Source organism: Nocardia brasiliensis NBRC 14402 (genome assembly GCF_000308475.2).
In the GTDB taxonomy this organism is placed as follows: Bacteria; Actinomycetota; Actinomycetes; order Mycobacteriales; family Mycobacteriaceae; genus Nocardia; species Nocardia brasiliensis.
Genome location: NZ_BAFT02000034.1, coordinates 103,185 through 125,769, shown reverse-complemented (window position 1 = coordinate 125,769; position 22,585 = coordinate 103,185). Strand labels below are relative to the sequence as shown.

The following is a 22,585-nucleotide window of genomic DNA, read 5'->3' as shown; positions in this document are numbered from 1 at the left end:
TGCCGGCTGGAACGCGGTCACCACCGACAACGCGTGGACCGGCGAAAACTTCCGGCGCGGTGGCTATCTCGACCACGCACTGCGCTACGAGCGGGCGGGTGAGTTCCTCGCCACCGCGCGGGCGATCTGGGATTCCTGGCGCGACGGCGCGATCGCCACGTCACCGCAGAGCCCCGTCTGGGCGGCGACGGACGCGGTGCACCCGGTCGAACGGTCCACCGATCATTTCCGCGTCTCGATCACCCCCACCCTGCCGCGCAGCCCGCAGGGGCATCCCGTCATCTTCCAGGCAGGCGATTCCGCGACCGGGCGCGACTTCGCCGCCGCCCATGCCGACGTCATCTTCTCCAGGCACGGAACCCATTTCGACGAGGCGCTCGCCTTCGCGAACGATATCCGCGCCCGGCTGCGCACCGCGGGCCGGCCGGAGGACGATATCAAGATCCTGCCCGGCACCCAGATCGTGTTGGCGGAGAAGGAATCCGAGGTCGAGGAGAAGGTCCGCTGGGTCAAGGACGGCCAATACACCGGGCAGACCGCACTGTCGCTGGCCGGTCAGGTGTGGGGCCGGGACCTCTCGCATCTGGACCCGGACGGCCCGCTGCCGAAGGAAGATCCGCAACCACGCCCCATCTCGGAGACCCGCGGCGCGCCCCGGCACGGCCAGGACCCGCAAAGCATCGCGCGCGAATGGCGCGCTCGCGCCGAAGCCGAAAACCTTTCGCTGCGAGCGGTGGTCATCGCGTCCACGGAGCGTTCGGGTTTCGCGGGCACGCCCACCCAGGTGGCCGACGAACTGGCGCACTGGGTCCGGCAAGGCGCCGTCGACGGCTTCAACATCTCGCCTTACCTGGTCCCGGGCGGGCTCGACGAGATCGTCGACTGGCTGGTGCCGGAACTACAGGAACGGGGTGTCTATCGCACCGAATACACGGGTACCACGCTGCGCCACCACCTCGGCCTGCGCGCTCCCCTCACCCGTCGCGGTTGACGCGCGGCCTTGTCGGCACCCGTCGGGCGTAGTACTGTCCAGACAGGTGTCCACATGATCTGCGGGCCGTGCGCTTCGGAGGGTTCCCATGAGTCTCATTACTCCGCAACGGGTCTCGGGTGGACACGGCGAGCACGGTCATCTCGACGAGTTCCGGACCGATCCGATCGGCTTGATGCGGCGAGTGCGGTCCGAGTGCGGCGACGTCGGGGTGTTCGACCTGGCGGGGCGCCGGGTGATCCTGCTGTCGGGAGCGCAGGCCAACGAGTTCTTCTTCCGGGCCGGCGACGACGAACTCGACCAGGCCGCGGCCTATCCGTTCATGAAGCCGATCTTCGGCGAAGGCGTCGTGTTCGACGCCCCGCCGGAACGCCGCAAGGAAATGCTGCACAACCAAGCCCTCCGGGGCGAGCAGATGCGCGGGCACGCCGCCACCATCGCACGGGAAGTGTCCCGGATGCTCGCGGGCTGGGGCGAATCCGGCGAGATCGACCTGCTCGACTTCTTCGCCGAACTGACCATCTACACCTCCTCGGCGTGCCTGATCGGCACCAAGTTCCGCGACGAACTCGACGAGCGATTCGCCCGGCTCTACCACGATCTCGAACGCGGCACCGACGCGCTGGCCTACGTGGATCCGTACGCGCCGATCGAGAGTTTCCGGCGGCGCGATGCGGCGCGCGTCGAACTGGTGGCGCTGGTGCAGCAGATCATGGACCGCCGCGACGCGAATCCGCCTGCGGGTAAGGATGATCGCGACATGCTCGACGTGCTGATCTCGATCAGGGACGAACACGGCGCGCCCCGCTTCGGCGCCGGGGAGATCACCGGCATGTTCATCTCGATGATGTTCGCGGGCCATCACACCACCTCGGGCACCGCCGCGTGGACGGTGATCGAGCTGCTGCGTCACCCCGACTGGCTGCGCCGGGTGGTCACCGAACTCGACGAGCTGTACGCCGACGGCGCCGATATCAGTTTCGGTGCACTGCGCCGTATTCCGCAGCTCGAGGCGGTCGTCAAGGAGGCGTTGCGCCTGCACCCGCCGCTCATCGTGCTGATGCGGGTGGCCCGCGCGGACTTCGACGTGTGCGGGCATCGCATCGCACCTGGCGATCTGGTGGCCGCCACACCCGCGGTCTCCAACCGCATCGCGGCCGACTTCCCGCAGCCGGATCTGTTCGATCCGGCCCGCTACCTGGATCCCAAGCAGGAGGACATCGTCAATCGGTGGACCTGGATTCCGTTCGGAGCCGGGCGGCATCGCTGTGTCGGCGCGGCGTTCGCGCTCATGCAGTTGAAGGCCATCTTCTCGATCCTGCTGCGGGACTGGGAGTTCGAGATGGCGCAGCCCGCGCACAGCTATCGCAACGACCACAGCAAGATGGTCGTGCAGCTGCTGCAACCTTGCACCGTGCGCTATCGCCGCCGCTCGCGCTGAACCACCACCCCCGAACATGATTCGAGGCCCGGTCGCACTGCGTGCGCGGCCGGGCCTCGAACAATGCACTCAGAGCAAGGATTCGATGCCCGCGACGAGCGCGGGGGCATCCGGGGTGACGGTCGGCCGGAACCGGCCCGCCACCTTGCCGTCCCGATCGATCAGGAACTTCTCGAAGTTCCACTGCACCTCGCCCGCCGCGCCCTCGGCATCGGCGGTCTGCACCAGCGTCTCGTAGAGCGGGTGCTGCTGCTCGCCTTTCACGTCGGCCTTGGCCAGCAGCGGGAAATCGACCCCGTAGGTGGTCGAGCAGAATTCCTGGATTTCCGCGGCCGTACCGGGCTCCTGACCCATGAACTGATTACACGGCACGCCGATCACCGTGAAACCGCGCGGCGCATAGGTCTGCTGCAACTCGACCAGCCCGGAATACTGCGGGGTCAGCCCGCATTTGGATGCCACGTTGACCAGCAGCACCACCTTGTCCCCGGCCAGTTCGGCCAGTGTGGTCGCCTCGCCGTTCAGCGTCTGCAACGGTACGTCTCGAAGAGTCATTCGTATCGGACCTGCCAATTCTTGATTCCGTTGATCCACCCCGACCGCAACCGTACCGGATCGGCGACCTGGGTGATCTCGGGCATCGCGTCGGCGATGGCGTTGAACATCAGGTCGATTTCCAGCCGGGCCAGGTTGGCGCCCACGCAATAGTGCGCGCCGGTGCCGCCGAAGCCGACATGTGGATTCGGGTCCCGCAGCACGTCGAAGGTGAACGGATCGGTGAACGCCGCCTCGTCGAAGTTGGCCGAGCCGTAGAACAACCCGAGTCGTTCACCGCGACGGATCGCCTGGCCACCGATCTCGGTGTCCGCCGTCGCGGTGCGCTGAAAGGAGCTGACGGGGGTGGCCCAGCGCACGATCTCGTCGGGTGCGGTACGCGGCCGCTGCTGCCGATACAGCTCCCATTGCTCCGGATTGTCCACGAAAGCTTTCATGCCGTGCGTAATGGCATTGCGTGTCGTTTCATTGCCTGCCACCGACAGCAGGATGACGAAGAAGCCGAATTCGTCGGAGCCCAGTCCGGCGCCGTCGACATCGGCGTGCACGAGTTCGGACACGATATCCCCCGCCGGATTCGCCCGCCGCTGCTCGGCCAGGTGCCACGCGTACCCCAGAATTTCGGCGGAGGCGAGCGCGGGATCACCGTAATCGGGGTCGTCGTAGCTGAGCATCTGATTGGACCAGTCGAAGAGTTTGCGTCGGTCGGCCTGCGGCACCCCGAGCAACTCGGCGATGGCCTGCAACGGCAGTTCACAGGCGACCTGTTCGACGAAGTCGCCGCCGCCGGTTTTCCGCGCCTCGTGCACGATGGCATGCGCGCGTTCGGTCAGCGCCGCGCGCAGGCCCTCGACCGCGCGCGGGGTGAAACCCTTCGTGATGATCTTGCGGAATTTCGAATGCTTCGGCGGATCCATGTTGATCAGCAGCACGCCGTTCGCGGCCTGCTGTTCCGGGGTGATGTCGTCGCGCAGCCGGATGATCGAGCCGTTGCGTTCGGAGGAGAACAGCTCCGAATTGCGGGAGATCTCTTTGACGTCGTGCAGGGTGCTCACCACCCAGTAGCCGCCGTCGCGGAACCCGCCGGACTGTTCGTCCGGTTGCGGGTTCCACCACACCGGCGCGGTCCGGCGCAGCAGCGCGAATTCCTCGACGGGTCTTCGCCGCTCCCACAGCCCGGGATCGGTGAAATCGAATCCGGCGGGCAACGAAGGCGTCACCATGGGTACCTCCTCGACGGCCGACCGCGCCGCGGCCGAATCCGGAGCCGGCCGAACGCATCTGCCCTCGACCGCCCCGGATCCGGCTCAGCGCAGCCTGGTTCGGCGCATCAGCCGCAGCGACATCAGCGTCGTCTTCACTTGCTTCTCGTAGGGTTGCCCCGCACGAGCGGCGAGCACCTGACGTTTGAGCACACCGACGTTCACCGTGTCGGTGTATTTGAGCAGCCCTTGATCGCCGTGCCGGGTGCCGACACCGGACTGCTTGAGCCCGCCCGACGGCGTCGCCTTGGCCGCGTAGGTCGCCACGAAACCGTCGTTGATGTTGATATTGCCCGCTTGCAGTTGGGCGGCAATCCGGTTGGCGCGGGCCAGGTCCCGGCTCCACACGCTGGCGTTCAAGCCGTAGTCGGTGGCATTGGCGAGCCGGACGGCCTCCCGTTCGTCGTCGAACGGGTAGACGCTGACGACCGGACCGAATGTCTCCTGCGTCGCGTGCGCCATCTCGGGCGTCACACCGGTGAGCACGGTCGCCTCGTAGAACGCCGGGCCGACGTCCGGGCGCGCCTTGCCGCCGACCAGGACGGTCGCGCCCTTCGCGCGGGCTTCCTCGACGTGCGCGGCCACCCGGTCGCGATGCTGGGGCGATACCAGCGAGCCGAATTCGGGTGTGTAGTCGTAGGCGGCGCCGATCTTCGTATTCAACGCCGCGGCGGCCGCGACCAGGCCGCGCACGAAATCGTCGTACCGGCTGCGGTGCACGTAGATCCGCTCGATATGCATGCAGGCCTGGCCGGAGTTGGCGAACACCGCGAACGTCGCGCCGGCGATCGCCTCGTCCAGGTTCGCGTCCTCGAGCACCAGCATCGGATTCTTGCCGCCCAGTTCCAGACTGCACCCGATCAGGTTGCGCCCGGCACGCTCACCCACCACCCGGCCGGTCGCGGTCGAACCGGTGAACATCACGAAATCCACGGCATCGATCAGGCTCGGCCCGATATCCGGCCCCTCGCCGCAGACCACCTGGACCAGCCCCCGCGGCAGTCCCGCCCGATGCAGCAGCTCCACGCCGAACAGCACGCAGAGCGCGGTCTTGTTGTCCGGCTTGAGGATTACGCCGTTGCCCGCGATCAGCGCGGGCATCGCGTCGGAGAGCGCGATGGCGAAGGGGAAGTTCCACGGCGCGATGACCGCAACCAGCCCTTTGGGGCGATGTTCCTCGGTCGAGGTCGTGAGCAGTGGCAGGGCGCCACCGCGCCGCTTCGGCCGCAGCACCCGGCGCGCGGTTTTCAGGTAGTGGCTGATGACCATCGGCACGTCACAGGATTCCTCGACCGCCATCCGGCGGGTCTTGCCGCAGCCGATCTGGATCAGATCGGCGATGGTCTCGACCTCGCTCAGGATCAGTTCGTGCGCCCGCTCGAACACCCGCAGCCGATCCCGCAGCGGCAGCGCGGCCCATTCCCGTTGCGCGGCACGGGCACTCACCCCGGCGACGCGGACGTCGTCGGGCGTGGACTGCGGCAGCTCGCCCAGCGCCGCACCGGTGTAGACCTCCGTCATCGGATACGGCGCGGCGGTGCCGTCGGCGGCGATCGAGCCGGTGAGGCGCTCGATCAACGCGGCGGTGATCCGGGCGGGCAACGCCGCCGCCGGGGTGTGGGTGGTCTCAGTGGTCATCGGGGCTTCTTCTCCATGACGTGCGTAAGCGCCGCAGTAGTCCGGCCGGGTGCGATCCTCGAATTAGAACACGTTCCTGTCTGGTGCCGTGGCGGTTCGGGGCACACGATTCAGTCCGCCCGATGGTCGGGCGCATGTTCCTCGGTGTGGCGCAGCGCCCAGCGGTAGTCGGGTTTGCCGCTCGGCGTCCGGCCGACCGTATCGACCAACCAGAGCTGCTTGGGCACCTTGTAGCCCGCCAGATGGCGCCGCACGTGCGCGTCCAGCGCCGCGAAATCCAGCGGTCCCGTCACCGACACCACGGCCGCGACCTGCCGCCCCCAGCGCTGGTGCGGTACGCCGACGACCACCGCGTCATAGATCCCGGCGTAGGCTTTCAGCACGCCTTCGACCTCTTCGACGAACACCTTCTCCCCGCCGGTGTTGACCACCATGTTGCCGCGCCCGAGCAGCGTGACCGTCCCGTCGGGCTCGACCCGCGCCCGGTCGTCGGTGACCACGATCCGTGTGCCGTCGACCGTCTTGAACAGCTTCGCGGACTTCACCGGATCCTTGTAGTAGCCCAGCGGCACCGAACCGGATTTCGCCAGCCACCCCTGCTCGCCCGGCCGCACCGGCCGCCCGTCGTCGTCGACCACGAGTGAGCCGCGCCCGGTACGCACCCGCGGCCCCTGCCCAGGGTTGTCGTCCTTCTGCGCGAAACCGATACCGCCGAAACCGGTTTCGGAGGAGCCGATCGAATCCGTCACGACCAGCGACGGAAACAGCTCCAGCATCGCGTTTTTCACCGGCTGCGAAAGCAGCGCCGCGCCGGAACCGACCGCGAGCAGGCTCGACGCGTCGACCGGAGCCGCCCGATACGCGTCGAGCAAGGGCCGTGCCATCGCGTCCCCGGTGATCACCATGACCTGCGGACGGTCCCGGGCCACCGTCTGCCACACCCGATCAGGATCGAAGCGCGGTTCGAACACGACCGCGTTCCCCGACCACAGCGCCGTGAACGTCGGCATCATGGCGGCCGCGTGGATCAGCGGCGGCAGCACGAGCCACCGGACCTGTTCCCCCTGCGCCCCGGCCCTGGACTGTGCGTACTCGTCGGCGACCGGTACGCCGGTATAGAAATCGATGCCGCCGCCGAGCACCCGCCACATGTCCTCCTGGCGCCACATCACGCCTTTCGGCAAGCCGGTGGTACCCCCGGTGTACATCATGAACAGGTCGTCGGCGCTGCGCTCCACGTCGATCCGGGCGGGCGCGCCCGCGGCCACCGCGTCCGCGTAGTGCACGGCGTCCACGGGCGGGTCGGCGTCCGCGCTGCCGTCCGGGACCACGATCCGGTGGCGCAGCAAGGGAATCCGGGCCGCAGCGTGCTGCACGGCCTGCGCGTAGCCGGCGTGATAGACCAGCGCCTGCAGGTCGGCGTTCCGGTAGACGTAGCGCAGTTCCTCGACGCCGTAGCGGTAGTTGATGTTGATCGGCACGGCCCGGATCTTGAAGCAGGCCAGCAGCGTTTCCATGGTCTCGATGCCGTTGTGCATCTGGAAGCCGACGTGGGTGCCCCGCCCGATGTCCACGGACGTCAAAAATGCGGCCAGCTGGTTCGCGCGGGCGTCCAATTCGGCGAAGGTGCGACAGCGCCCGCCTTCGAGCAGGGCCACGCGCCCGGGCATCGCGTCGACGGCGTGCTCGAACAGGTCGGCGAAGTTACGGGCCACGGCAATTCACTTTCTCGATACGGGCGACACCACCGTCAGCGGCAGGGGTGTGCCGCGCTCGGCGAAGACGAAGGCCGCGCCGGTGCTGATCCGGGTCAACGCGACCTCGGTCGACTCCCGGAACGGATGGTCGGCCTGGGAGAACTCGACGACCAGCGCGTCCGGCGTCGAATCGACTGCGCGCGCGACATATCGAGGGTTCACCCCGCGCGCGATCGCCTCGACGGCCGCGAGGTGCTCGGCGTCGATCAGGGCGGGCCACGCGCCGTCGGACACCGCGGCGCTGGAGCGGGGAAGCACAAGACGCACACCGGATTCGGTGTCCGCGACGCACACACCGGTGTAGGCCAACGGATTCCAGGCCGGGTGCAGGCGCAACACGGCGGCGAGCGCGGCGTCGTCGCCGCCCAGATCGAGCGCTAGGCGTAGTCGTTCGGCGGTGAGCCCGGCGATCCCCGCGAACTGCTTGCGGCACAGTGCCGTCGCCGCGGCCGGATCGAGCCTGGAGCGCACGGCGATCATGAATCCGAGGGTCAGCAGGTGATGTTGCAGGCACACTTCCTCGGCCAGTCGAACCAGGGCGGACTTCGAGAAGTCGGCGAAGCGCAGATCGCTCAGCAGCGGTCCCGCGTAATCCGAGCGTCCCTCCTCGTCCGGGTCGATCTCGGCGAGCGCGAGCCGAGCGGCGGCCGAGCCCGCCACCAGCTCGGCGTGCGGCGGTATCGGCGGCGGGGTGTGGGCGGTGTCGATGGTGACCGTCCACGCGCACATCGGTTTCCGGTCCGCGGGCCGGCGCGGCGGGCGATGGATCGGCCGCACCCGGGCGTGCGGGTTGGTGGCCAGTGCGGTCGCGTCGAAGGTCGGGTCCTCGATGTCGTGGCACATCGCGACCACGAAATCGGGGCCCAACGGCTCGACGTCCATCAGCGCACCGCAGTGGTCGAGCCAGAACTCCCCGTGCGCGCCGTCCGCGACGCGGAACCGGAAGTCCATGAATTGCGGCGGCGCGCCGATATCCAGTTGCAGCCCTTTGAAGATCGTCGGCACATCGTCACCGGCAAAGCCCAGTGCGCGTTGCATCCGTCGCGTGTAGACGGGGCTGGCCAGCTGCCACTCCTCGATGGCGACGGCGGTCATCCCGTCCCTGCCGAAGGCCGCGATGGTGTGCGCCATGCCCGATCGATCGATGAGGTGCCCGCACAGCAGCAGCTCGGGCACCAGCACGGTGAGCTGCGCCCGGGTCAGCTGCGCGAAGTTGCTCTCCGGCATCGCATTCACCATAGGGACGCGGGCGCTTCGCCGATGCGATACCAGCCGGGCAGCGGTCCCGCGACCGACCGCTGGATGCGCTGCTGCATGCCCTCGGTGAGCGCGTTGTCGCCGATCATCTCCAGGAACATCTGCGAGACGTTGCCGTAGTCGAAGAAGTCACGCTGCCAAGACCATTGGAAGTCTCCCCCGTAGCGGAACCAGCTGCCGCCGATGCCTTCGGGTGAATACGGCCGTCCATCGGGCCGTTTCGCCTCCGACACCTGTTTCCAGAAGCCGATGACGGTCCCGCTGCGATCGTCGACGACGAATTCCTGGTACGGATAGGTCCAGCCGTCGAGGCCCTGCATCTCCTGACCCAGGGCGAGTTCGCGGATCTCGGCGCGGCCGACCGCCATGAATTCCTGTGCGGGCCCGTAGTTCCAACCGTAGGTCGCGTCCTCGGTGTACATGTCGGCGAGCGCCCGCCAATCGCCCAGTTCCTCGCAGCGCCGGTTCTCCAGCAGCCAGCGGCGGACCATCTCGTCCAGTTCCGCCCGATCGAATCCGGCCATCACCGCTCCTCTTTCGTCGATTCGATGGACAGCGCCCGGGTCGGGCAATATCGCACAGCGCGCTCTACCTCGGCGCGGTCGGCCGCGGCCAGGCGGTCCGTCAGGATCTCCACCTTGCCGCGTTTGGGAACCCGGAACGCTTCCGGCGCTTCGTCCTGACACACCGCGTGGCCCTGGCACAGCTCCAGGTCTGCGACGACTCTCACTGTCGTTCCTCATCTCTCGGGCGCACCGGAGCTTCCGGCTGCACCTCGACGAGCACCAGGTGCGCGCCGCGCGGCGCGGAGACCACCGCCGTCACCGCCGCGGCGAGATGCTGCGGGCGCAGCATGTTCGGGTGCCGGGCGAAACCCCAGTCCTTCCAGGACTCGAGCAGCGGGCCGACCACCTCGGGTGTCGAATCCATCCCCATGCCGGTGAGGGTCGGACCCGGCCGCACCAGGGATGCGCGAATCCCTGTGCCCTCCAATTCCATTCGCAGTTGGGTGACCATCGCCTCCAAGCCCGCTTTGGCCGCGCTGTACGCGCCGGTGCGCGGGCGCGGTTCGGGAGCGCAATCCGAGCTGATCACGACGATGTCGCCACGGCGACGCGCCAGCATCCCCGGCAGCATCCGATGCGCCAGCCGGTGCGCACCACCCAGATGCACCTGTACCTGCCGCAGGAACCGCTCCGGATCCATCTCGTGCACCGGCGAGAACTCGATGTCGCCCGCACTGGAGACCAGGATCTCGATGGGGCCCAAGGCCTTTTCCGCGGCCTGCACGAATTCGTCGACCGAGGCGGCGTCGGTGACGTCGAGCGGATGCGCGAACGCCTCGCCGCCCCGGCCCGGATCTTGTCCGCCAGTTCCGCGCACCGGTCGGCGCGACGCGCACCGAGCGCCACCGGATGCCCGAGTTCGGCCAGCGCGACGGCGGTGGCCGCACCGATCCCGGAGGATGCTCCGGCCACGAGCGCCGGGCGCCGGACCGGATGTGCTTCGAAACGCGCCACTACTTCACCTCCACCGCGATCGGCAGCTGGGCGAAGCCGCGCACGTTCGACGAGTGCACCCGCACCGCATTGCCCTCGTCCACCGTGTACGACCGCACCCGAGAGGCGAACTCGCGCAACGCGACTGCCGCCTCCAGCCGCGCCAGGTGCGCGCCGAGGCAGTAGTGCACGCCCGCACCGAAACTCGCCAGCCCGCCCTTGTCCGTGCGATCGATGCGGTAGCTGTCGCCCTCGGCGAACACCGCGGGATCGCGGTTGGCCGAGCCGATCAGCAGCAGCACTTTGGCCCCGGCGGGCACGGTCGCGCCGTGATAGTCGAGGTCGGCGGTGGCGGTGCGGGCGATCACCTGACTGGAGGTGTCGTAACGCAGGGTCTCCTCCACCCAGTCCGTGACATGGGCCGGTTCCGCCGCGACCTTCGCGTACTCCCCCGGGTTTCGCGCGCCCCAATACAGCGCGTTGCCGAGCAGTTTCGTCGTGGTCTCGTTGCCCGCCACCACCATCAGGAACAGGAAGCCGATGATCTCCGCGTCCGACAGTGTGTCACCGTCGATTTCGGCATCCAACAGCGCCGAGGTGAGATCGGCGGTGGGCTTGCACCTGCGCTCGGCGACCATCTCGGTGTAATAGGTGAGCAGCTTGATCGAGGCCTCGATCGAGGCTTGCGGAATGTCGAGCACGCCGTCTTCGCGATGCACCACCAGATCGGCGAGCCCGCGGATATCGGCGCGGTCGATCTCCGGCACGCCCATCAGCTCGGAGATCACGTCCATCGGCAGCTTGCCCGCGACCTCGTCGATCCAGTCGAAAGCACCCTCGTCCAGCGCCGGCTCTAGATAGGAGAGCGTCAATTCCTCTATGCGGCCCTGCATTTCGGCCACCCGCTTGGGCGTGAAGCCCTTGTACACCAGTCTGCGCATGCGTAGATGTCGTGGATCGTCCATGGCCAGGAACGACATCACCCGGTGCGCGTGCGGACCCCAGGCGGCCGGGTCGAGGGAGACCCCGTTGGCACTGGAAAGTCTTGTGCTGTCCCGGAATCCGGCAGTGACGTCGGCGTGCCGGGACAGTGCCCAGAAGTCCAGATCGGCGTTGTAGTAGAGCGGCGCCTCGGTCCGCAGTCGCCGGTAGGTCGGGTACGGGTCCTCGTGGAAGCGGTAGTCGTACGGGTCGAACGTCAAGGGTTCCAAAGCGGCAGTCATCGCGACCGCCGCTCATTCGAGAACAAGTTCCCCCGGCTGGAACAGTCCGATACAGCCGTCGGCAACACATAACTGGACATGTGTCTGGACAGTACCATCGGCACCTACCTCCGACAATGGTTCCGCTGGATTACCACCACCATTACGCACCGAGTCGCCGACGCGCCCGAGAACGGCGCAGATTTCGCGACACCGCTGTACCGCATCGCGCAGAATGACAGAAATAGAACGAGTTCTTGCCCAAGTTCGACGGTTGAGCCTATATTCCGTACACCTGTCCAGACAGCATCGGAGCAATGCATGAACAGCCTTATGCCCGGGGCCGGGGCACGGCAGCTGATCGGCGGCAAGCTGATCCCGGGCGGTGACGGAGTCTTCAGTACGGTGAACCCGGCGACCGAACAGGTCCTCGGGCAGGCCGCCAACGCGAATACTGCCGACCTGGACGCCGCCGTCACCGCGGCCCGCACCGCTTTCGACGAGACCGACTGGTCCCGCGAGCACGGATTTCGCGCGCACTGCCTCGAACAGCTGCGCACCGCACTGCAATCCAGGCTCGAAGACCTGCGCGAACTCACCATCGCCGAGGCGGGCGCGCCCGCGATGTTCACCCGGGGGCCACAGTTGGAAGGGCCGATCGCGGACCTGACCTACTCGGCGACCATGGCCGAAACATATTCGTGGGAAACCGATCTCGGCCTCGCCGCGCCGATGGGCATCAAGACCCGCAGAGTCCTGCGGCGGGAGCCGGTCGGCGTGGTGGGCGCGATCACCCCCTGGAACTTCCCGCACCAGATCGTCTTCGCCAAACTCGGCCCGGCCCTCGCCGCCGGGAACACGGTGGTGCTCAAGCCCGCTCCCGATACCCCGTGGTGCGCCGCGGCGGTCGGCGCGATCATCGCGGAGCAGACCGATATCCCCGCCGGCGTGGTGAACATCGTGACGTCGGCGGACCACGGTCTCGGTGCGCGACTCACCGAACACCCGCTGGTGGATCTGATCAGCTTCACCGGCTCCACCCAGACCGGCCGGGCCGTTGCGCACGGCGCCGCGGCGACACTGAAGAAGACCTTTCTGGAGCTGGGCGGTAAATCGGCGTTCATCGTGCTCGACGACGCGGATATCGCGGCAGCCTGTGCGGTGGCGGCGTTTTCGGTGTGCGTGCACGCCGGACAAGGCTGCGCCATCACCACCCGGTTGCTGGTGCCGCGCGCGGCCTACGCCGACGCGGTGGCCGCCGCCGCCGCGACGCTCGCCGGAATCAAACCCGGCGATCCGGCCGATCCGCGCACCGTCTGCGGTCCGCTCATTTCCGAGCGGCAACGGGCGCGCGTGGAGCACTACCTGGAGATCGCGCGCGCCGAGGGCGGCCGCGTGGTGGTCGGCGGCGGCAGGCCGAAAGACCGCCCACGCGGCTTCTATTTCGAGCCGACACTCGTTGCGGACGTGCCGAATTCGGCCACCGTCGCGCAGGAGGAGATCTTCGGCCCGGTCTTGGTGGTGCTGCCCTACGACGGCGACGAGGACGCCGTCCGGATCGCGAACGACTCCCCCTACGGCTTGTCCGGCTCGGTGTGGGGCACCGACCCCGAGCGGATCCGCCGCGTCACCGAGGGGGTGCGGACCGGGACCCTGAGCGTGAACGGCGGCGTCTGGTATTCCGCCGACGCACCGTTCGGTGGCTACAAGCAGTCCGGCATCGGCCGCGAGATGGGCGTGGCCGGGTTCGAGGAGTACCTGGAGACCAAGCTCATCGCGACCGCCGGATAAAGGAGCACAATCATGACCCGATTCACGGGAAGGTCCGTCATCGTCACCGGCGCGGCCCAGGGCATCGGCGCGGCCTACGCCGCGGCGCTGGCCGCCGAGGGGGCGAAAGTCGTCGTCGCCGACAAGAATGCCGAGGCGGGCCGGGCCACGGCGGAAAAGATCGCGGCCGACGGCGGCACCGCGGTCTTCGGTCAGGTCGATGTGGCCGATCCCGAATCCGCCGCGGCGCTGGCGGAATTCACCGTCGCCGAGTTCGGCGGCATCGACCACCTGGTCAACAACGCGGCGATCTACGGCGAAATGAAGGTCAACCTCCTGCTGACCGTGCCGTGGGACTACTACAAGACCTTCATGAGCGTGAACATGGACGGCGCGCTGACCATGACCAGGGCCGTCTGGCCGCATATGCGCAAGAAAGGCGGCTCGATCGTCAACCAATCGTCCACCGCCGCATGGATGTACTCGAGCTTCTACGGGCTGGCCAAGGTCGGCGTCAACGGTCTCACCCAGCAGCTCGCGTTCGAGCTCGGCGGTTCGAAGATCCGGATCAACGCCATCGCGCCCGGACCGATCGACACCGCGGCGACGAAGGCCGTCACGCCGGAGCCGATCGTGTCGGAGATGGTCAAGCGGTTGCCGATCCAGCGCATGGGCACACCCGCCGATCTGGTCGGCGCGTGCCTGTTCCTGCTCTCCGACGAGGCGGGCTGGATCACCGGGCAGATCTTCAATGTCGATGGCGGGCAGGTGTTCCGGTCATGAACCACCATCGGATCGGCTTCATCGGGCTGGGCGCCATGGGCGGGCCGATGGCGCGGCGGCTGCTCGCCTGGCCGGGTGGGCTGACGGTCTGCGACGTGCGTCCGGCGGCGGTACAGCAGTACGTCGAGGCCGGTGCCGCCGTGGCCGGGACCGCGGCCGAACTCGCCGAGCAGGCGGCCGTGATCTCGGTGGCGGTCGTGGACGACGATCAAGTACGCGAGGTACTCACCGGCCCCGAAGGAGTGCTGCGCACCGCCGCGCCGGGCACCGTGGTGGCCGTGCACTCCACGATCAGTGATCAGACGGCAGAGCAGCTCGCCGCCGAATGCGCTACGCACGGCGTCGAATTCGTCGACGCACCGATCAGCGGCGGTGCGCCCGGCGCGGCGAAGGGCAGGCTCGCGGTGCTCATCGGCGGCACCGAGTCGGCCTTCGCCGCGGTGCGAGAGCCGTTCGGCTGCTTCGCCGATCTGATCGTGCACGCCGGGCCGGTGGGTGCCGGAACACGAATGAAGCTGGCACGCAACATACTCCATTTCGTCGCCTTCACCGCCGCGACCGAGGCGCAGCGGCTCGCCGAGGCGGCGGGCCTCGACCTCACGACACTGGGCAAGGTGGTGCGCCACTCCGACGCCGTCACCGGCGGACCCGGCGCCATCATGCTCCGCGACCGCACCGCCCCGATCGCCGAGGGCGACTTCTGGTTACCCATCCTGCGGCACGTGCGCGATCTCGGCGAGAAGGACCTCGGGCTCGCGCTCGACCTCGGTGCCCGCCTCGACGTGGCGCTGCCGCTGACCGAACTCGCCCGCGCCCACCTGGGGACCGGCCTCGGCGTCGGCGCTTCGACCTCCGAAAGGGAATCCGCATGACCGACAACGGTTCCGCCGAGACCACCCGCCGGCGCGGCCTGGCCAAGATGGCCGAGGTCTACGGCACCGAATTCCAGGACTACCCCGGCAGTCACTTCGCCGTCACCGCCGACCATCTCTTCGCCGACATCTGGTCGCGCACCGCGCTGTCGATCCGCGACCGCAGGCTGTTGCTGCTCGGCGCGCTCACCGCGCAGGGCGCCATCGACACGGCGGGCATCCAGATCGGCGCGGCGCTGCGTAACGACGAACTCACCGAGGAGCAACTGCACGAGATCGCGGTGTTCCTCTGCCACTACGTCGGGTGGCCGAACGGCACCAAACTCGACCTCCTGGTGGGCAAGATTGTGGCGCAGCAGCAGAAGGCCGCCCGCGCCGAGCACGACGACCGCACCGAGTGAAGGAACGAAACATGACCGATGCCAATGCCCTTCGCCCCTTGCGCGCGAGCGCCGTCACCGAGTGGGACCTGCGGGCCGACGTCGTCGTCGCCGGATACGGCATCGCCGGGGTCTGCGCGGCGATCGAGGCGGCGCGCGCGGGCGCCGAGGTGCTGATCCTGGAGCGGACCGGCGGCTGGGGCGGCGCGGCGGCGATGGCGGGCGGGTTCATCTACCTCGGCGGCGGCACGCCCCTGCAGCAGGCGCTCGGCTTCGAGGACACGCCGGAGAACATGGAGACCTTCCTGCTCGCGGCGCTGGGCCCCGGCGTGGACCAGGCCAAAATCGCCGACTACTGCCAGGGCAGCGTCGAGCACTACAACTGGCTGGTGGCCAACGGGGTGCCGTTCCGCGAAGCCTTCTGGGGCGAGCCGGGCTGGGAGCCGCCGCACGACGAGGGGCTGATGTATTCCGGCGGCGAGAACGCCGCGCCGTTCAATGCCCTCGCCAAACCCGCACCGCGCGGCCATGTTCCGCAGATGGCGGACAAGAAGATCGGCCGGAAGAGCGGCGGCTACATGCTGATGAAACCGCTTGCGGAAACCGCCGAATCCCTCGGTGTCCGAGTCGAATACGACCTGCGCATCGGCCGGTTGGTGGTGGACGACGACGATCGGGTGGTCGGGGTGATCGCCCGGCGTTACGGCAAGGAGGTGGCGATCCGCGCCGAGCGCGGACTCGTTCTCGCCACCGGTAGTTTCGCCTATCACCAGCAGATGATCGAGGGCTACGCGCCGCGGCTGATCGGCCGGCCGGCCGCCGCGATCGAGGAGCACGACGGCATCGGCATCCGGGTCGCCCAGGCGCTCGGCGCGGAGCTGGCGCACATGGACGCGACCGAGGTGGCGTTCTTCGGCGACCCGCAGTTGCTCGCGCGCGGCATCCTGGTCAACGGTCGTGGGCAGCGGTTCATCGCCGAGGACACCTATCCCGGCCGGATCGGGCAGGCGACGCTGATCCAGCAGGAGAACCAGGCGTTCCTCGTCATCGACGAGACCGCCTACGAGGCCGGGCTCGCGACCGAGACTTCGACCCCGTTCTTCCGGCAACCACCGACCTGGGCGGCGGAGACGGTCGCGGAACTCGAGGCCGACATGGGTCTGCCCGAACTCGCCTTGCAGGCGACCGTCGACTGCTACAACCTGCACGCCGCCGCGGGCAAGGACCCGCTGCTCGGGAAGAAGCCGGAATGGGTACGGCCGCTGCGCGGTTCGCTGGCCGCGTTCGACATGCGGGGCTTCACCGCGGGTTTCACGCTCGGCGGGCTGCGCACCGACCTGGATTCGCGGGTGCTGCACGTCTCCGGTGCGCCGATCCCCGGGCTCTACGCCGCGGGGCGGTGCACCTCGGGGCTCTGCGCGGGCGGGTACGTGAGCGGCGCGTCGCTGGGTGACGGCAGTTTCTACGGCCGCAGGGCGGGTCTCGCCGCGGCCAAGAACTGACCGGCCGTAGTAGGATCCGGTCACATGTCCGAACCCGAGTCCATCACGCTCGAGGCGACCCGGCGCAGGTTGTCCGGGAAGCAAGCCGACACCGTCGACAAGCTCACCAGGTCGGCGGTGGAAGTGCTTGCCCGCGAAGGCTTTGCGGGCATGACCATCCGGATGGTCGCGGCCGCCGCAGGAGTCGGCGCCGCGACCGCCTACACCTACTTCTCCTCCAAGGAGCACCTCGTCGCCGAGATCTTCTGGCGGCGTTTGATGTCCGCGCCCTCGCCCGCGAGCGAGGACCCCGACGCGACCGTTCGGGTCGTCGCCGAACTGCGCAACATCGCCATGCTGGTCGCCGACGAGCAGGAGCTGTCCGGCGCGGTCACCAGCGCGTTGCTCGGCCGCGACCCCGATGTCGAGCACCTGCGCGGCCGCATCGGCGCCGAGATCCGCACCCGGATCATCCGCGCACTCGGCCCGGACCCGGACCCCGATGTCGTGGAATCCCTGGAACTGCTGTACGCAGGCGCGCTGGTGCGCGCGGGCATGGGGTATGGCTCCTATTCCGAGATCGCCGACCGGATCGAGAAGTCGGCTCTGCTCATCCTGCGATAGGACCGGCACGGTTCGACGCATGCCGGTGTGACTTGGCTCCGGTTATAGCGAAATCGAACCCCGTATCCCGTGTTGCTCGTATCTTGCTCATAGGCAGCGCGGATCGGAGTGGGACAGTGCAACCAGGTGGGCTTACTGCGGATTACGTGATCGTCGGTTCCGGGTCCGCGGGGGCGGTGCTGGCGAACCGGCTCAGCGCCGACCCGGGCGTCTCGGTGGTGCTGCTGGAAGCGGGTCCGCGGGACAAGAACAAATTCGCGCACATCCCGGCCGGATTCGCGAAGCTGTTTCGCTCCGAGGTGGATTGGGACTACCTCACCGAGCCGCAGCCGGAACTGAAGAACCGGCAGATCTACTGGCCGCGCGGCAAGATGTTCGGCGGCTCGTCGTCGATGAACGCGATGATGTGGGTGCGGGGATTCCGCGCCGACTACGACGAGTGGGCCCTGCTGGCCGGCGAGGAATGGGGCTTCGCGGCTGCGGTCGACCAGTTCCGGCGGATCGAAAAGGTCGAGGACGCACAGTATCCCGACGAGGGCGCCGACGGTTTGATCCACGTGTCGCGCCAGCGCAGCCCCCGCGCGTCCACCGCGGCGTATCTGGCGGCGGTGCAGGAGGCCGGATTCGGGGTCGAACCGGCGAATCGACCGGAGCCGGAAGGCTTCACCCAGACCATGGTCACCCAGCGCGGCGGGCGACGGTGGAGCACCGCCGACGGTTACCTGCGCCCCGCGCTGCGCAGGCCCAACCTGACCGTGCGCTCTGAAGCACTCGCCACCAGGGTGCTGTTCGACGGAACCCGCGCGATCGGCGTCGAATATCACCAGGGCGGCGGGCCGCACACGGTGACCGCGCGCCGCGAAGTGGTGCTGTGCGGAGGCGCGATCAACAGCCCGCAGCTGCTGATGCTTTCGGGCATCGGCGACCGGGACGAGTTGGCGCGCCAGGGTATTCGCACGCTGCACCATGCCCCGGAGGTCGGTGCCAACCTGCAGGACCATCTCGTCGCGGGCATCGGTTACGGTGCCGCGGGCGATACCTTGTTCGGGGCGGAGAAGCCGCGTCAGCTGCTCGACTACTTCCTCCGGCATCGCGGCATGCTCACCTCGAATGTCGCCGAGGCGTACGGCTTCGTGCGCAGCACACCGGATCTCGACATTCCCGACCTGGAACTGCTCTACGCGCCCGCGCCCTTCTATCACGAAGGTCTCGTCGACCCGACCGAACACGGCGTCATCCTGGCGACCGTGCTGCTGCGCCCGCACAGCCGGGGCCGCATCACCCTCTCGGCGCCGGATCCGGCCGCCAAACCGGTGATCGACCCGCGCTATCTCTCCGACAGCGCGGGCGCCGACCGGGCCGCGATCATGGCGGGGCTGCGCATCTGTGCCGATATCGCCGAAACCCCGGCGATGCGGGCCGTACTCGGCCCGTTGATCTATCCGCCCCAGGCACCCGGCGACCTCGAGGCCACCCTGGAGCTGACGCTGAACGGCTACTCGCACACCCTGTATCACCCGGTCGGCACCTGCCGGATGGGCACCGACGCCGCCAGCGTCGTCACGCCGCACCTGGAGGTGCGTGGCGTGCAAGGACTTCGCGTGGCGGACGCCTCGGTCATGCCGATGCTGATCCGCGGGCACACGCACGCGCCCGCCGTTTTCATCGGCGAGCAAGCGGCCCGGTTCATCCGCAACGGCTGAGCGGCAGGTCAGGTCAGCGCGTACAACGCGACCGAACCGGCGGCCAGCGCGAGATAAGGCAGCGGGTAGCCGAGGTCGGCGTACGCGCGGGCGCGCAGCACGGTCACGAATGCGGCGAGGAAGTAGAGCACGAGGCAGATCCCCGCGGCCAAGCCCAGCGGCCGGAACACGAACCCGGCCAGCAGGCCCAGCGCACCGGCCACCTTGATCGCGGCCAAGGGGTAGAGCGTCCACTCCTGCAGGCCGTAGCTCGTCATGTTCGCGCGCACCCACTCCGCGCGGAACACGTCGATCCCGCCGGCGAGCAGCATGGCGGCCGCGGCGGCCAGGGTGACGAGGACATAGGCAGTGGACATGGTCGGACCCTCCTGTTTTCGGTGCGGGATCGTCTGCGATCGTGGATCCCTCGACCATGTGACGAGTGCCGGAACGGAAAGGTGACCGATGCCGAACCAGGACGTGCTGGCCCGGCGCTTCGAGTCGCACCGCGCCCGGCTCGGCGCGATCGCCTATCGCATGCTCGGCTCGGTCGCCGAAGCCGAGGACGCGGTGCAGGAAACCTGGCTGCGCCTGGCCAAGGACGACGCGGTCCAGCCCGACAATCTGATCGGCTGGCTCACCACGGTGCTGTCCCGGATCTGCCTGGACATGCTGCGCGCCCGTGCCGCCCGCCGCGAGGACCCGCTGGAGTCGCGCGCCGAGCTGGGCGACACCGCCTACGACACCGACCCGGAACAGGAAGCCCTGCTGATCGATGCGGTGGGCCGGGCCCTGCTGGTGGTGCTGGATACGCTGCACCCGGACGAACGGGTGGCGTTCGTGCTGCACGATCTGTTCGCCGTGCCGTTCGAACAGATCGCGCCGATCGTGGGCCGCACGCCCGCGACGACGAAGAAGCTGGCCAGCCGGGCCCGGCAGCGCACCCGCGGGGAAACCCGGCCGACGACAACCGAACTCGCCGAACAGCGCCGGGTGGTCGGGGCGTTCCTCGCCGCCGCGCGCGAAGGCGACCTGGCCGCGCTGCTCGCCGTGCTCGCCCCGGACGTGGTGCGCGTGGCCGACCCCGCCGCGTTGCCCGCGGGCATGGCGGCGATCGTGCGCGGCGCGCAGGCGGTGGCGCGGGAAACCGTACTGCTGCAACGCCGTTCCCGGGTGGCGGCGCTCGCGCTGGTAGACGGCGCCGTGGGCCTGGTGGTCGCGCCGCGCGGGAAGCTGCTGCTCGCGCTCGTCGTCACGGTGCGCGCCGAACGGGTCGCGGGTTACGAGGTGATCGCCGATCCGGCACGCCTGCGCGCCCTCGACTTGGGCGTATTGCCCGCTTGTGACCCGTCACAACCACCGACCGACCAGTCTCTGTGAGACGTAGAGAAGACCGCGATTCGTTCCGCTACCAGCATCGAACGATTAGTGTGAATGCGCCGCACAGCTATATCCGGGGGCGGAAGGAGTCGTCAATGTCGATCGACAGTTCGGCCCGGCAGAGTCTTACGCTCGCCGGGAAGCCGATGTCGTCCCCACTCAAGGACGTTCGCGCGTTATCCCGTCAAATGGTCGGCCACTTCGTGGCCAACGTCATCCCCTGTGGCACGCTGCCCTCCGACGCCATCTCCGGCGATGTCACGACCATCACCCGGGTCTGCCTGGAGTTCGCGGTCAGCATGCTCGACGGCCAGGACATCCCGGAGAAACTGCAGCGCATCCAGGACGCCGCGGCGGGCTGGGCGCGCGAGGGCGTGCCGATCGACACCATCCACCACTCCATCCACGAGGGCTTCAAGATGGGCCTGGACCTGGTGGTCTCCGACGCCTCGATCAAGGACTACGACAGCCTGGTCGACGGCGCCAAGATGGTCCTGGAAATCCTCGACATGATCAGCTCGGCGATCTCGGTCGCCTACATCAGGGAACTGCGGTCGGTGGTCAGCGAACACCACACCGCGGTACACACCCTGACCTCCGCGCTGCTCGGCGGGCACAGCACCTCCACCATGGCGCGCGAATGCGGGATCGCCATCGCGCCCTCGTACGCCGTACTCGCCGTGGCGATTCCGCCGCATCGCGAGGAACAGAACCCGATGATCGACAACCAGGTGGTGGCCCGCCGCAAACTGCGCCGGGTGCAGGCCGAGCTCGCGACCCGCTGCGGCGAGAGCGCGCTGTCGCTGCTCAGCGTCGACGGCGGCACCGTGCTGATCCCCTCGGCCACCTTCGACAATGAAGGCTACGACACCCTGGTGAACCAGCTGACGCACGCGGCGCAGGTCGGCATCACCGCCACCATGGTCGAGGCCACGCCCGAGCAGATCCCGAACGCCGCCGACCAGGCCCACGAACTGCTCGACATGGTGCAGCGGTTGGAAGCGGTGGCCGGGCTGTACCGGTTCGACGAACTCGCGCTCGAGTACCAGCTCACCCGCCCCGGGCCCGGCCGCGAATACCTCGGGCAACTGCTCGACCCGCTCGACGAGCATCCCGAACTGCTGGAGACGCTACAGCGCCACATCGGCAACAACCTCAACCGGCAACGCACGGCGCGGGTGCTGCACGTGCACACCAACACCGTCGACTACCGGCTCAAACGGATCGGCCAGCTCACCGGCTTCGACCCGTCCCAGCCCTCCGGCCTGTGGTACCTGCGCTCGGCGCTGGTGGCGCGCAGTTACCGGATGACCTGAGGCAGTGCCTCACTGATATCCGGTACTCCCCTCTACCGGATGGGTGGTGCTGATCAGCTTGGCGTAACAGTGGTCGCGGTCGAATCCGTGGCCGGCACACCAGCTGATCGCACCACCCGCAGTCGGGAAACCGATGCCGATGACCGTGATCCAGAAGTCCGGGTAGCTGAAGGTCGACCAGGCGCCCGACCACAGCAGCCGTGCCATCGGATAGCGGGCGCGCAATTCCTCGTGCTCGCGCAGGATTTCGGCGTGCCGCCAGGTAATGCCTTCGGCCACCAGCCCGTAACGCTTCGAGCTCACCTGCGGCACCCACCGCTCGCCGAGTTCGCGAGCGACCACCGGCTGATCCGCCGCCACCCGCGCCTGTAATCCGTTCAGCCCCGCCGTTTCCGGATCAACGCTTGCCGTGGTGGTCGCCCCCACCCGCACACCCGCCACCACCGACGAAGCGGCTACCTCCGAACCCGCCGCCCTGTCCTCCCGCCCCTGATCCCGCAACAACAACACCACCGGCACCGCAAGCATGAGCGCCGCGACCACCAGCCCGACCAGCAGCCCAGAAGGTCTGCGCCGCAAATCCGTTCGAGGAGCGAACGTCAACCGCGGCCCCGTCGGCACCACCACAGGCGCATCGATACGCCCACTCTCCGGAAACGCCCCACGGGGCGGGGACGTAGCCGCATAGTCGACAC

21 protein-coding genes and 1 pseudogene are annotated in these 22,585 nt (G+C 68.4%); 11 read left to right on the top strand and 11 right to left on the bottom strand.

Annotated features, from left to right (window positions below; translation table 11 throughout):
* Together TY25_RS10270 and cyp51 are read left to right on the top strand one after the other, a co-directional pair.
* Window positions 1-991, top strand: a 991-nt coding sequence (locus TY25_RS10270) for an NtaA/DmoA family FMN-dependent monooxygenase (RefSeq protein WP_042255689.1), incomplete at its 5' end; no start/stop codon positions are given.
* 88 nt (window positions 992-1,079) lie between these two features.
* A complete protein-coding gene (cyp51, locus tag TY25_RS10265) occupies window positions 1,080-2,432 on the top strand; it encodes a lanosterol 14-alpha demethylase (protein WP_042255688.1) in 1,353 nt (450 codons plus the stop codon).
* 69 nt (window positions 2,433-2,501) lie between these two features.
* Here cyp51 and TY25_RS10260 read toward each other — a convergent pair whose 3' ends face one another.
* From TY25_RS10260 to TY25_RS10220, 9 genes and pseudogenes are all read right to left on the bottom strand, one after another.
* Window positions 2,502-2,987: a glutathione peroxidase gene (locus tag TY25_RS10260; protein ID WP_014984854.1), complete on the bottom strand. Its 486-nt coding sequence runs from the start codon at window positions 2,985-2,987 to the stop codon at window positions 2,502-2,504.
* Window positions 2,984-4,210: a cytochrome P450 gene (locus tag TY25_RS10255; protein ID WP_042255687.1), complete on the bottom strand. Its 1,227-nt coding sequence runs from the start codon at window positions 4,208-4,210 to the stop codon at window positions 2,984-2,986. Before TY25_RS10255 ends, TY25_RS10260 begins: the two co-directional genes overlap by 4 nt.
* Before the next feature lie 84 nt (window positions 4,211-4,294).
* The gene (locus tag TY25_RS10250; protein ID WP_042255686.1) at window positions 4,295-5,887 is read right to left on the bottom strand and encodes a succinic semialdehyde dehydrogenase; all 1,593 of its coding nucleotides are present in this window, start codon (window positions 5,885-5,887) and stop codon (window positions 4,295-4,297) included.
* Between the two features lie 110 nt (window positions 5,888-5,997).
* The gene (locus TY25_RS10245) at window positions 5,998-7,602 is read right to left on the bottom strand and encodes an acyl-CoA synthetase (protein WP_042255685.1); all 1,605 of its coding nucleotides are present in this window, start codon (window positions 7,600-7,602) and stop codon (window positions 5,998-6,000) included.
* A gap of 6 nt (window positions 7,603-7,608) precedes the next feature.
* The gene (locus TY25_RS10240) at window positions 7,609-8,883 is read right to left on the bottom strand and encodes a hypothetical protein (protein ID WP_042255684.1); all 1,275 of its coding nucleotides are present in this window, start codon (window positions 8,881-8,883) and stop codon (window positions 7,609-7,611) included.
* Entirely contained in the window at window positions 8,877-9,425 is a 549-nt protein-coding gene (locus tag TY25_RS10235) for a Cif family virulence factor (protein ID WP_042255683.1), read from the bottom strand. The genes TY25_RS10240 and TY25_RS10235 overlap by 7 nt, the downstream gene beginning before the upstream one ends.
* Window positions 9,425-9,631 carry a ferredoxin gene (locus tag TY25_RS10230; protein ID WP_042255681.1) on the bottom strand — a complete coding sequence of 69 codons (207 nt, stop codon included), beginning with the start codon at window positions 9,629-9,631 and terminating at the stop codon, window positions 9,425-9,427. Before TY25_RS10230 ends, TY25_RS10235 begins: the two co-directional genes overlap by 1 nt.
* A pseudogene (locus TY25_RS10225) lies at window positions 9,628-10,421 on the bottom strand (SDR family oxidoreductase). Before TY25_RS10225 ends, TY25_RS10230 begins: the two are co-directional and overlap by 4 nt.
* Entirely contained in the window at window positions 10,421-11,623 is a 1,203-nt protein-coding gene (locus TY25_RS10220) for a cytochrome P450 (protein WP_042255680.1), read from the bottom strand. Before TY25_RS10220 ends, TY25_RS10225 begins: the two are co-directional and overlap by 1 nt.
* 300 nt (window positions 11,624-11,923) lie before the next feature.
* On the opposite strand from TY25_RS10220, the gene TY25_RS10215 reads away from it, so the two are divergent.
* The 7 genes from TY25_RS10215 (at window position 11,924) to TY25_RS10185 (ending at window position 19,215) form a co-directional block, all read left to right on the top strand.
* Window positions 11,924-13,393: an aldehyde dehydrogenase gene (locus tag TY25_RS10215; RefSeq protein ID WP_042255679.1), complete on the top strand. Its 1,470-nt coding sequence runs from the start codon at window positions 11,924-11,926 to the stop codon at window positions 13,391-13,393.
* A 12-nt stretch (window positions 13,394-13,405) separates the two neighbouring features.
* The gene (locus tag TY25_RS10210) at window positions 13,406-14,155 is read left to right on the top strand and encodes an SDR family oxidoreductase (protein ID WP_042255678.1); all 750 of its coding nucleotides are present in this window, start codon (window positions 13,406-13,408) and stop codon (window positions 14,153-14,155) included.
* The gene (locus TY25_RS10205; protein ID WP_042255677.1) at window positions 14,152-15,027 is read left to right on the top strand and encodes an NAD(P)-dependent oxidoreductase; all 876 of its coding nucleotides are present in this window, start codon (window positions 14,152-14,154) and stop codon (window positions 15,025-15,027) included. Before TY25_RS10210 ends, TY25_RS10205 begins: the two co-directional genes overlap by 4 nt.
* Window positions 15,024-15,428, top strand: a complete 405-nt coding sequence (locus TY25_RS10200; protein WP_014984842.1) for a carboxymuconolactone decarboxylase family protein — start codon at window positions 15,024-15,026, stop codon at window positions 15,426-15,428. The genes TY25_RS10205 and TY25_RS10200 overlap by 4 nt, the downstream gene beginning before the upstream one ends.
* A gap of 11 nt (window positions 15,429-15,439) precedes the next feature.
* The gene (locus TY25_RS10195; RefSeq protein ID WP_042255676.1) at window positions 15,440-16,909 is read left to right on the top strand and encodes an FAD-dependent oxidoreductase; all 1,470 of its coding nucleotides are present in this window, start codon (window positions 15,440-15,442) and stop codon (window positions 16,907-16,909) included.
* 24 nt (window positions 16,910-16,933) lie between these two features.
* On the top strand, window positions 16,934-17,512 hold the full coding sequence (locus TY25_RS10190; protein ID WP_042255675.1) for a TetR/AcrR family transcriptional regulator: 579 nt from the start codon (window positions 16,934-16,936) through the stop codon (window positions 17,510-17,512).
* A gap of 116 nt (window positions 17,513-17,628) precedes the next feature.
* Window positions 17,629-19,215 (top strand): GMC family oxidoreductase, encoded by a 1,587-nt coding sequence (locus tag TY25_RS10185; RefSeq protein ID WP_042255674.1) that lies wholly within the window; start codon window positions 17,629-17,631, stop codon window positions 19,213-19,215.
* Between the two features lie 8 nt (window positions 19,216-19,223).
* On the opposite strand, the gene TY25_RS10180 is transcribed toward TY25_RS10185, so the two are convergent.
* The gene (locus tag TY25_RS10180) at window positions 19,224-19,571 is read right to left on the bottom strand and encodes a DoxX family protein (protein WP_042255673.1); all 348 of its coding nucleotides are present in this window, start codon (window positions 19,569-19,571) and stop codon (window positions 19,224-19,226) included.
* 88 nt (window positions 19,572-19,659) lie between these two features.
* Between TY25_RS10180 and TY25_RS10175 the strand changes: the two genes are divergently transcribed.
* Together TY25_RS10175 and TY25_RS10170 are read left to right on the top strand one after the other, a co-directional pair.
* Window positions 19,660-20,574: a sigma-70 family RNA polymerase sigma factor gene (locus TY25_RS10175; RefSeq protein WP_042255672.1), complete on the top strand. Its 915-nt coding sequence runs from the start codon at window positions 19,660-19,662 to the stop codon at window positions 20,572-20,574.
* Window positions 20,575-20,669: 95 nt separating this feature from the next.
* Window positions 20,670-21,890, top strand: a complete 1,221-nt coding sequence (locus tag TY25_RS10170; RefSeq protein WP_042255671.1) for a PucR family transcriptional regulator — start codon at window positions 20,670-20,672, stop codon at window positions 21,888-21,890.
* A 9-nt stretch (window positions 21,891-21,899) separates the two neighbouring features.
* Here the strand turns inward: TY25_RS10170 and TY25_RS44435 are convergent, their stop codons facing one another.
* Window positions 21,900-22,517, bottom strand: coding sequence for a hypothetical protein (locus tag TY25_RS44435; RefSeq protein ID WP_052382902.1), 618 nt, complete (start codon window positions 22,515-22,517; stop codon window positions 21,900-21,902).
* Between the last annotated feature and the right edge of the window lie 68 nt (window positions 22,518-22,585).

Coding starts and splice junctions, on each gene's coding strand:
- cyp51 (WP_042255688.1), top strand. CDS start 1,080: ATGAGTCTCATTACTCCGCAACGGGTCTCGGGTGGACACGGCGAGCAC.
- TY25_RS10260 (WP_014984854.1), bottom strand. CDS start 2,987: ATGACTCTTCGAGACGTACCGTTGCAGACGCTGAACGGCGAGGCGACC.
- TY25_RS10255 (WP_042255687.1), bottom strand. CDS start 4,210: ATGGTGACGCCTTCGTTGCCCGCCGGATTCGATTTCACCGATCCCGGG.
- TY25_RS10250 (WP_042255686.1), bottom strand. CDS start 5,887: ATGACCACTGAGACCACCCACACCCCGGCGGCGGCGTTGCCCGCCCGG.
- TY25_RS10240 (WP_042255684.1), bottom strand. CDS start 8,883: ATGGTGAATGCGATGCCGGAGAGCAACTTCGCGCAGCTGACCCGGGCG.
- TY25_RS10235 (WP_042255683.1), bottom strand. CDS start 9,425: ATGGCCGGATTCGATCGGGCGGAACTGGACGAGATGGTCCGCCGCTGG.
- TY25_RS10220 (WP_042255680.1), bottom strand. CDS start 11,623: ATGACTGCCGCTTTGGAACCCTTGACGTTCGACCCGTACGACTACCGC.
- TY25_RS10215 (WP_042255679.1), top strand. CDS start 11,924: ATGAACAGCCTTATGCCCGGGGCCGGGGCACGGCAGCTGATCGGCGGC.
- TY25_RS10210 (WP_042255678.1), top strand. CDS start 13,406: ATGACCCGATTCACGGGAAGGTCCGTCATCGTCACCGGCGCGGCCCAG.
- TY25_RS10205 (WP_042255677.1), top strand. CDS start 14,152: ATGAACCACCATCGGATCGGCTTCATCGGGCTGGGCGCCATGGGCGGG.
- TY25_RS10200 (WP_014984842.1), top strand. CDS start 15,024: ATGACCGACAACGGTTCCGCCGAGACCACCCGCCGGCGCGGCCTGGCC.
- TY25_RS10195 (WP_042255676.1), top strand. CDS start 15,440: ATGACCGATGCCAATGCCCTTCGCCCCTTGCGCGCGAGCGCCGTCACC.
- TY25_RS10190 (WP_042255675.1), top strand. CDS start 16,934: ATGTCCGAACCCGAGTCCATCACGCTCGAGGCGACCCGGCGCAGGTTG.
- TY25_RS10180 (WP_042255673.1), bottom strand. CDS start 19,571: ATGTCCACTGCCTATGTCCTCGTCACCCTGGCCGCCGCGGCCGCCATG.
- TY25_RS10175 (WP_042255672.1), top strand. CDS start 19,660: ATGCCGAACCAGGACGTGCTGGCCCGGCGCTTCGAGTCGCACCGCGCC.
- TY25_RS10170 (WP_042255671.1), top strand. CDS start 20,670: ATGTCGATCGACAGTTCGGCCCGGCAGAGTCTTACGCTCGCCGGGAAG.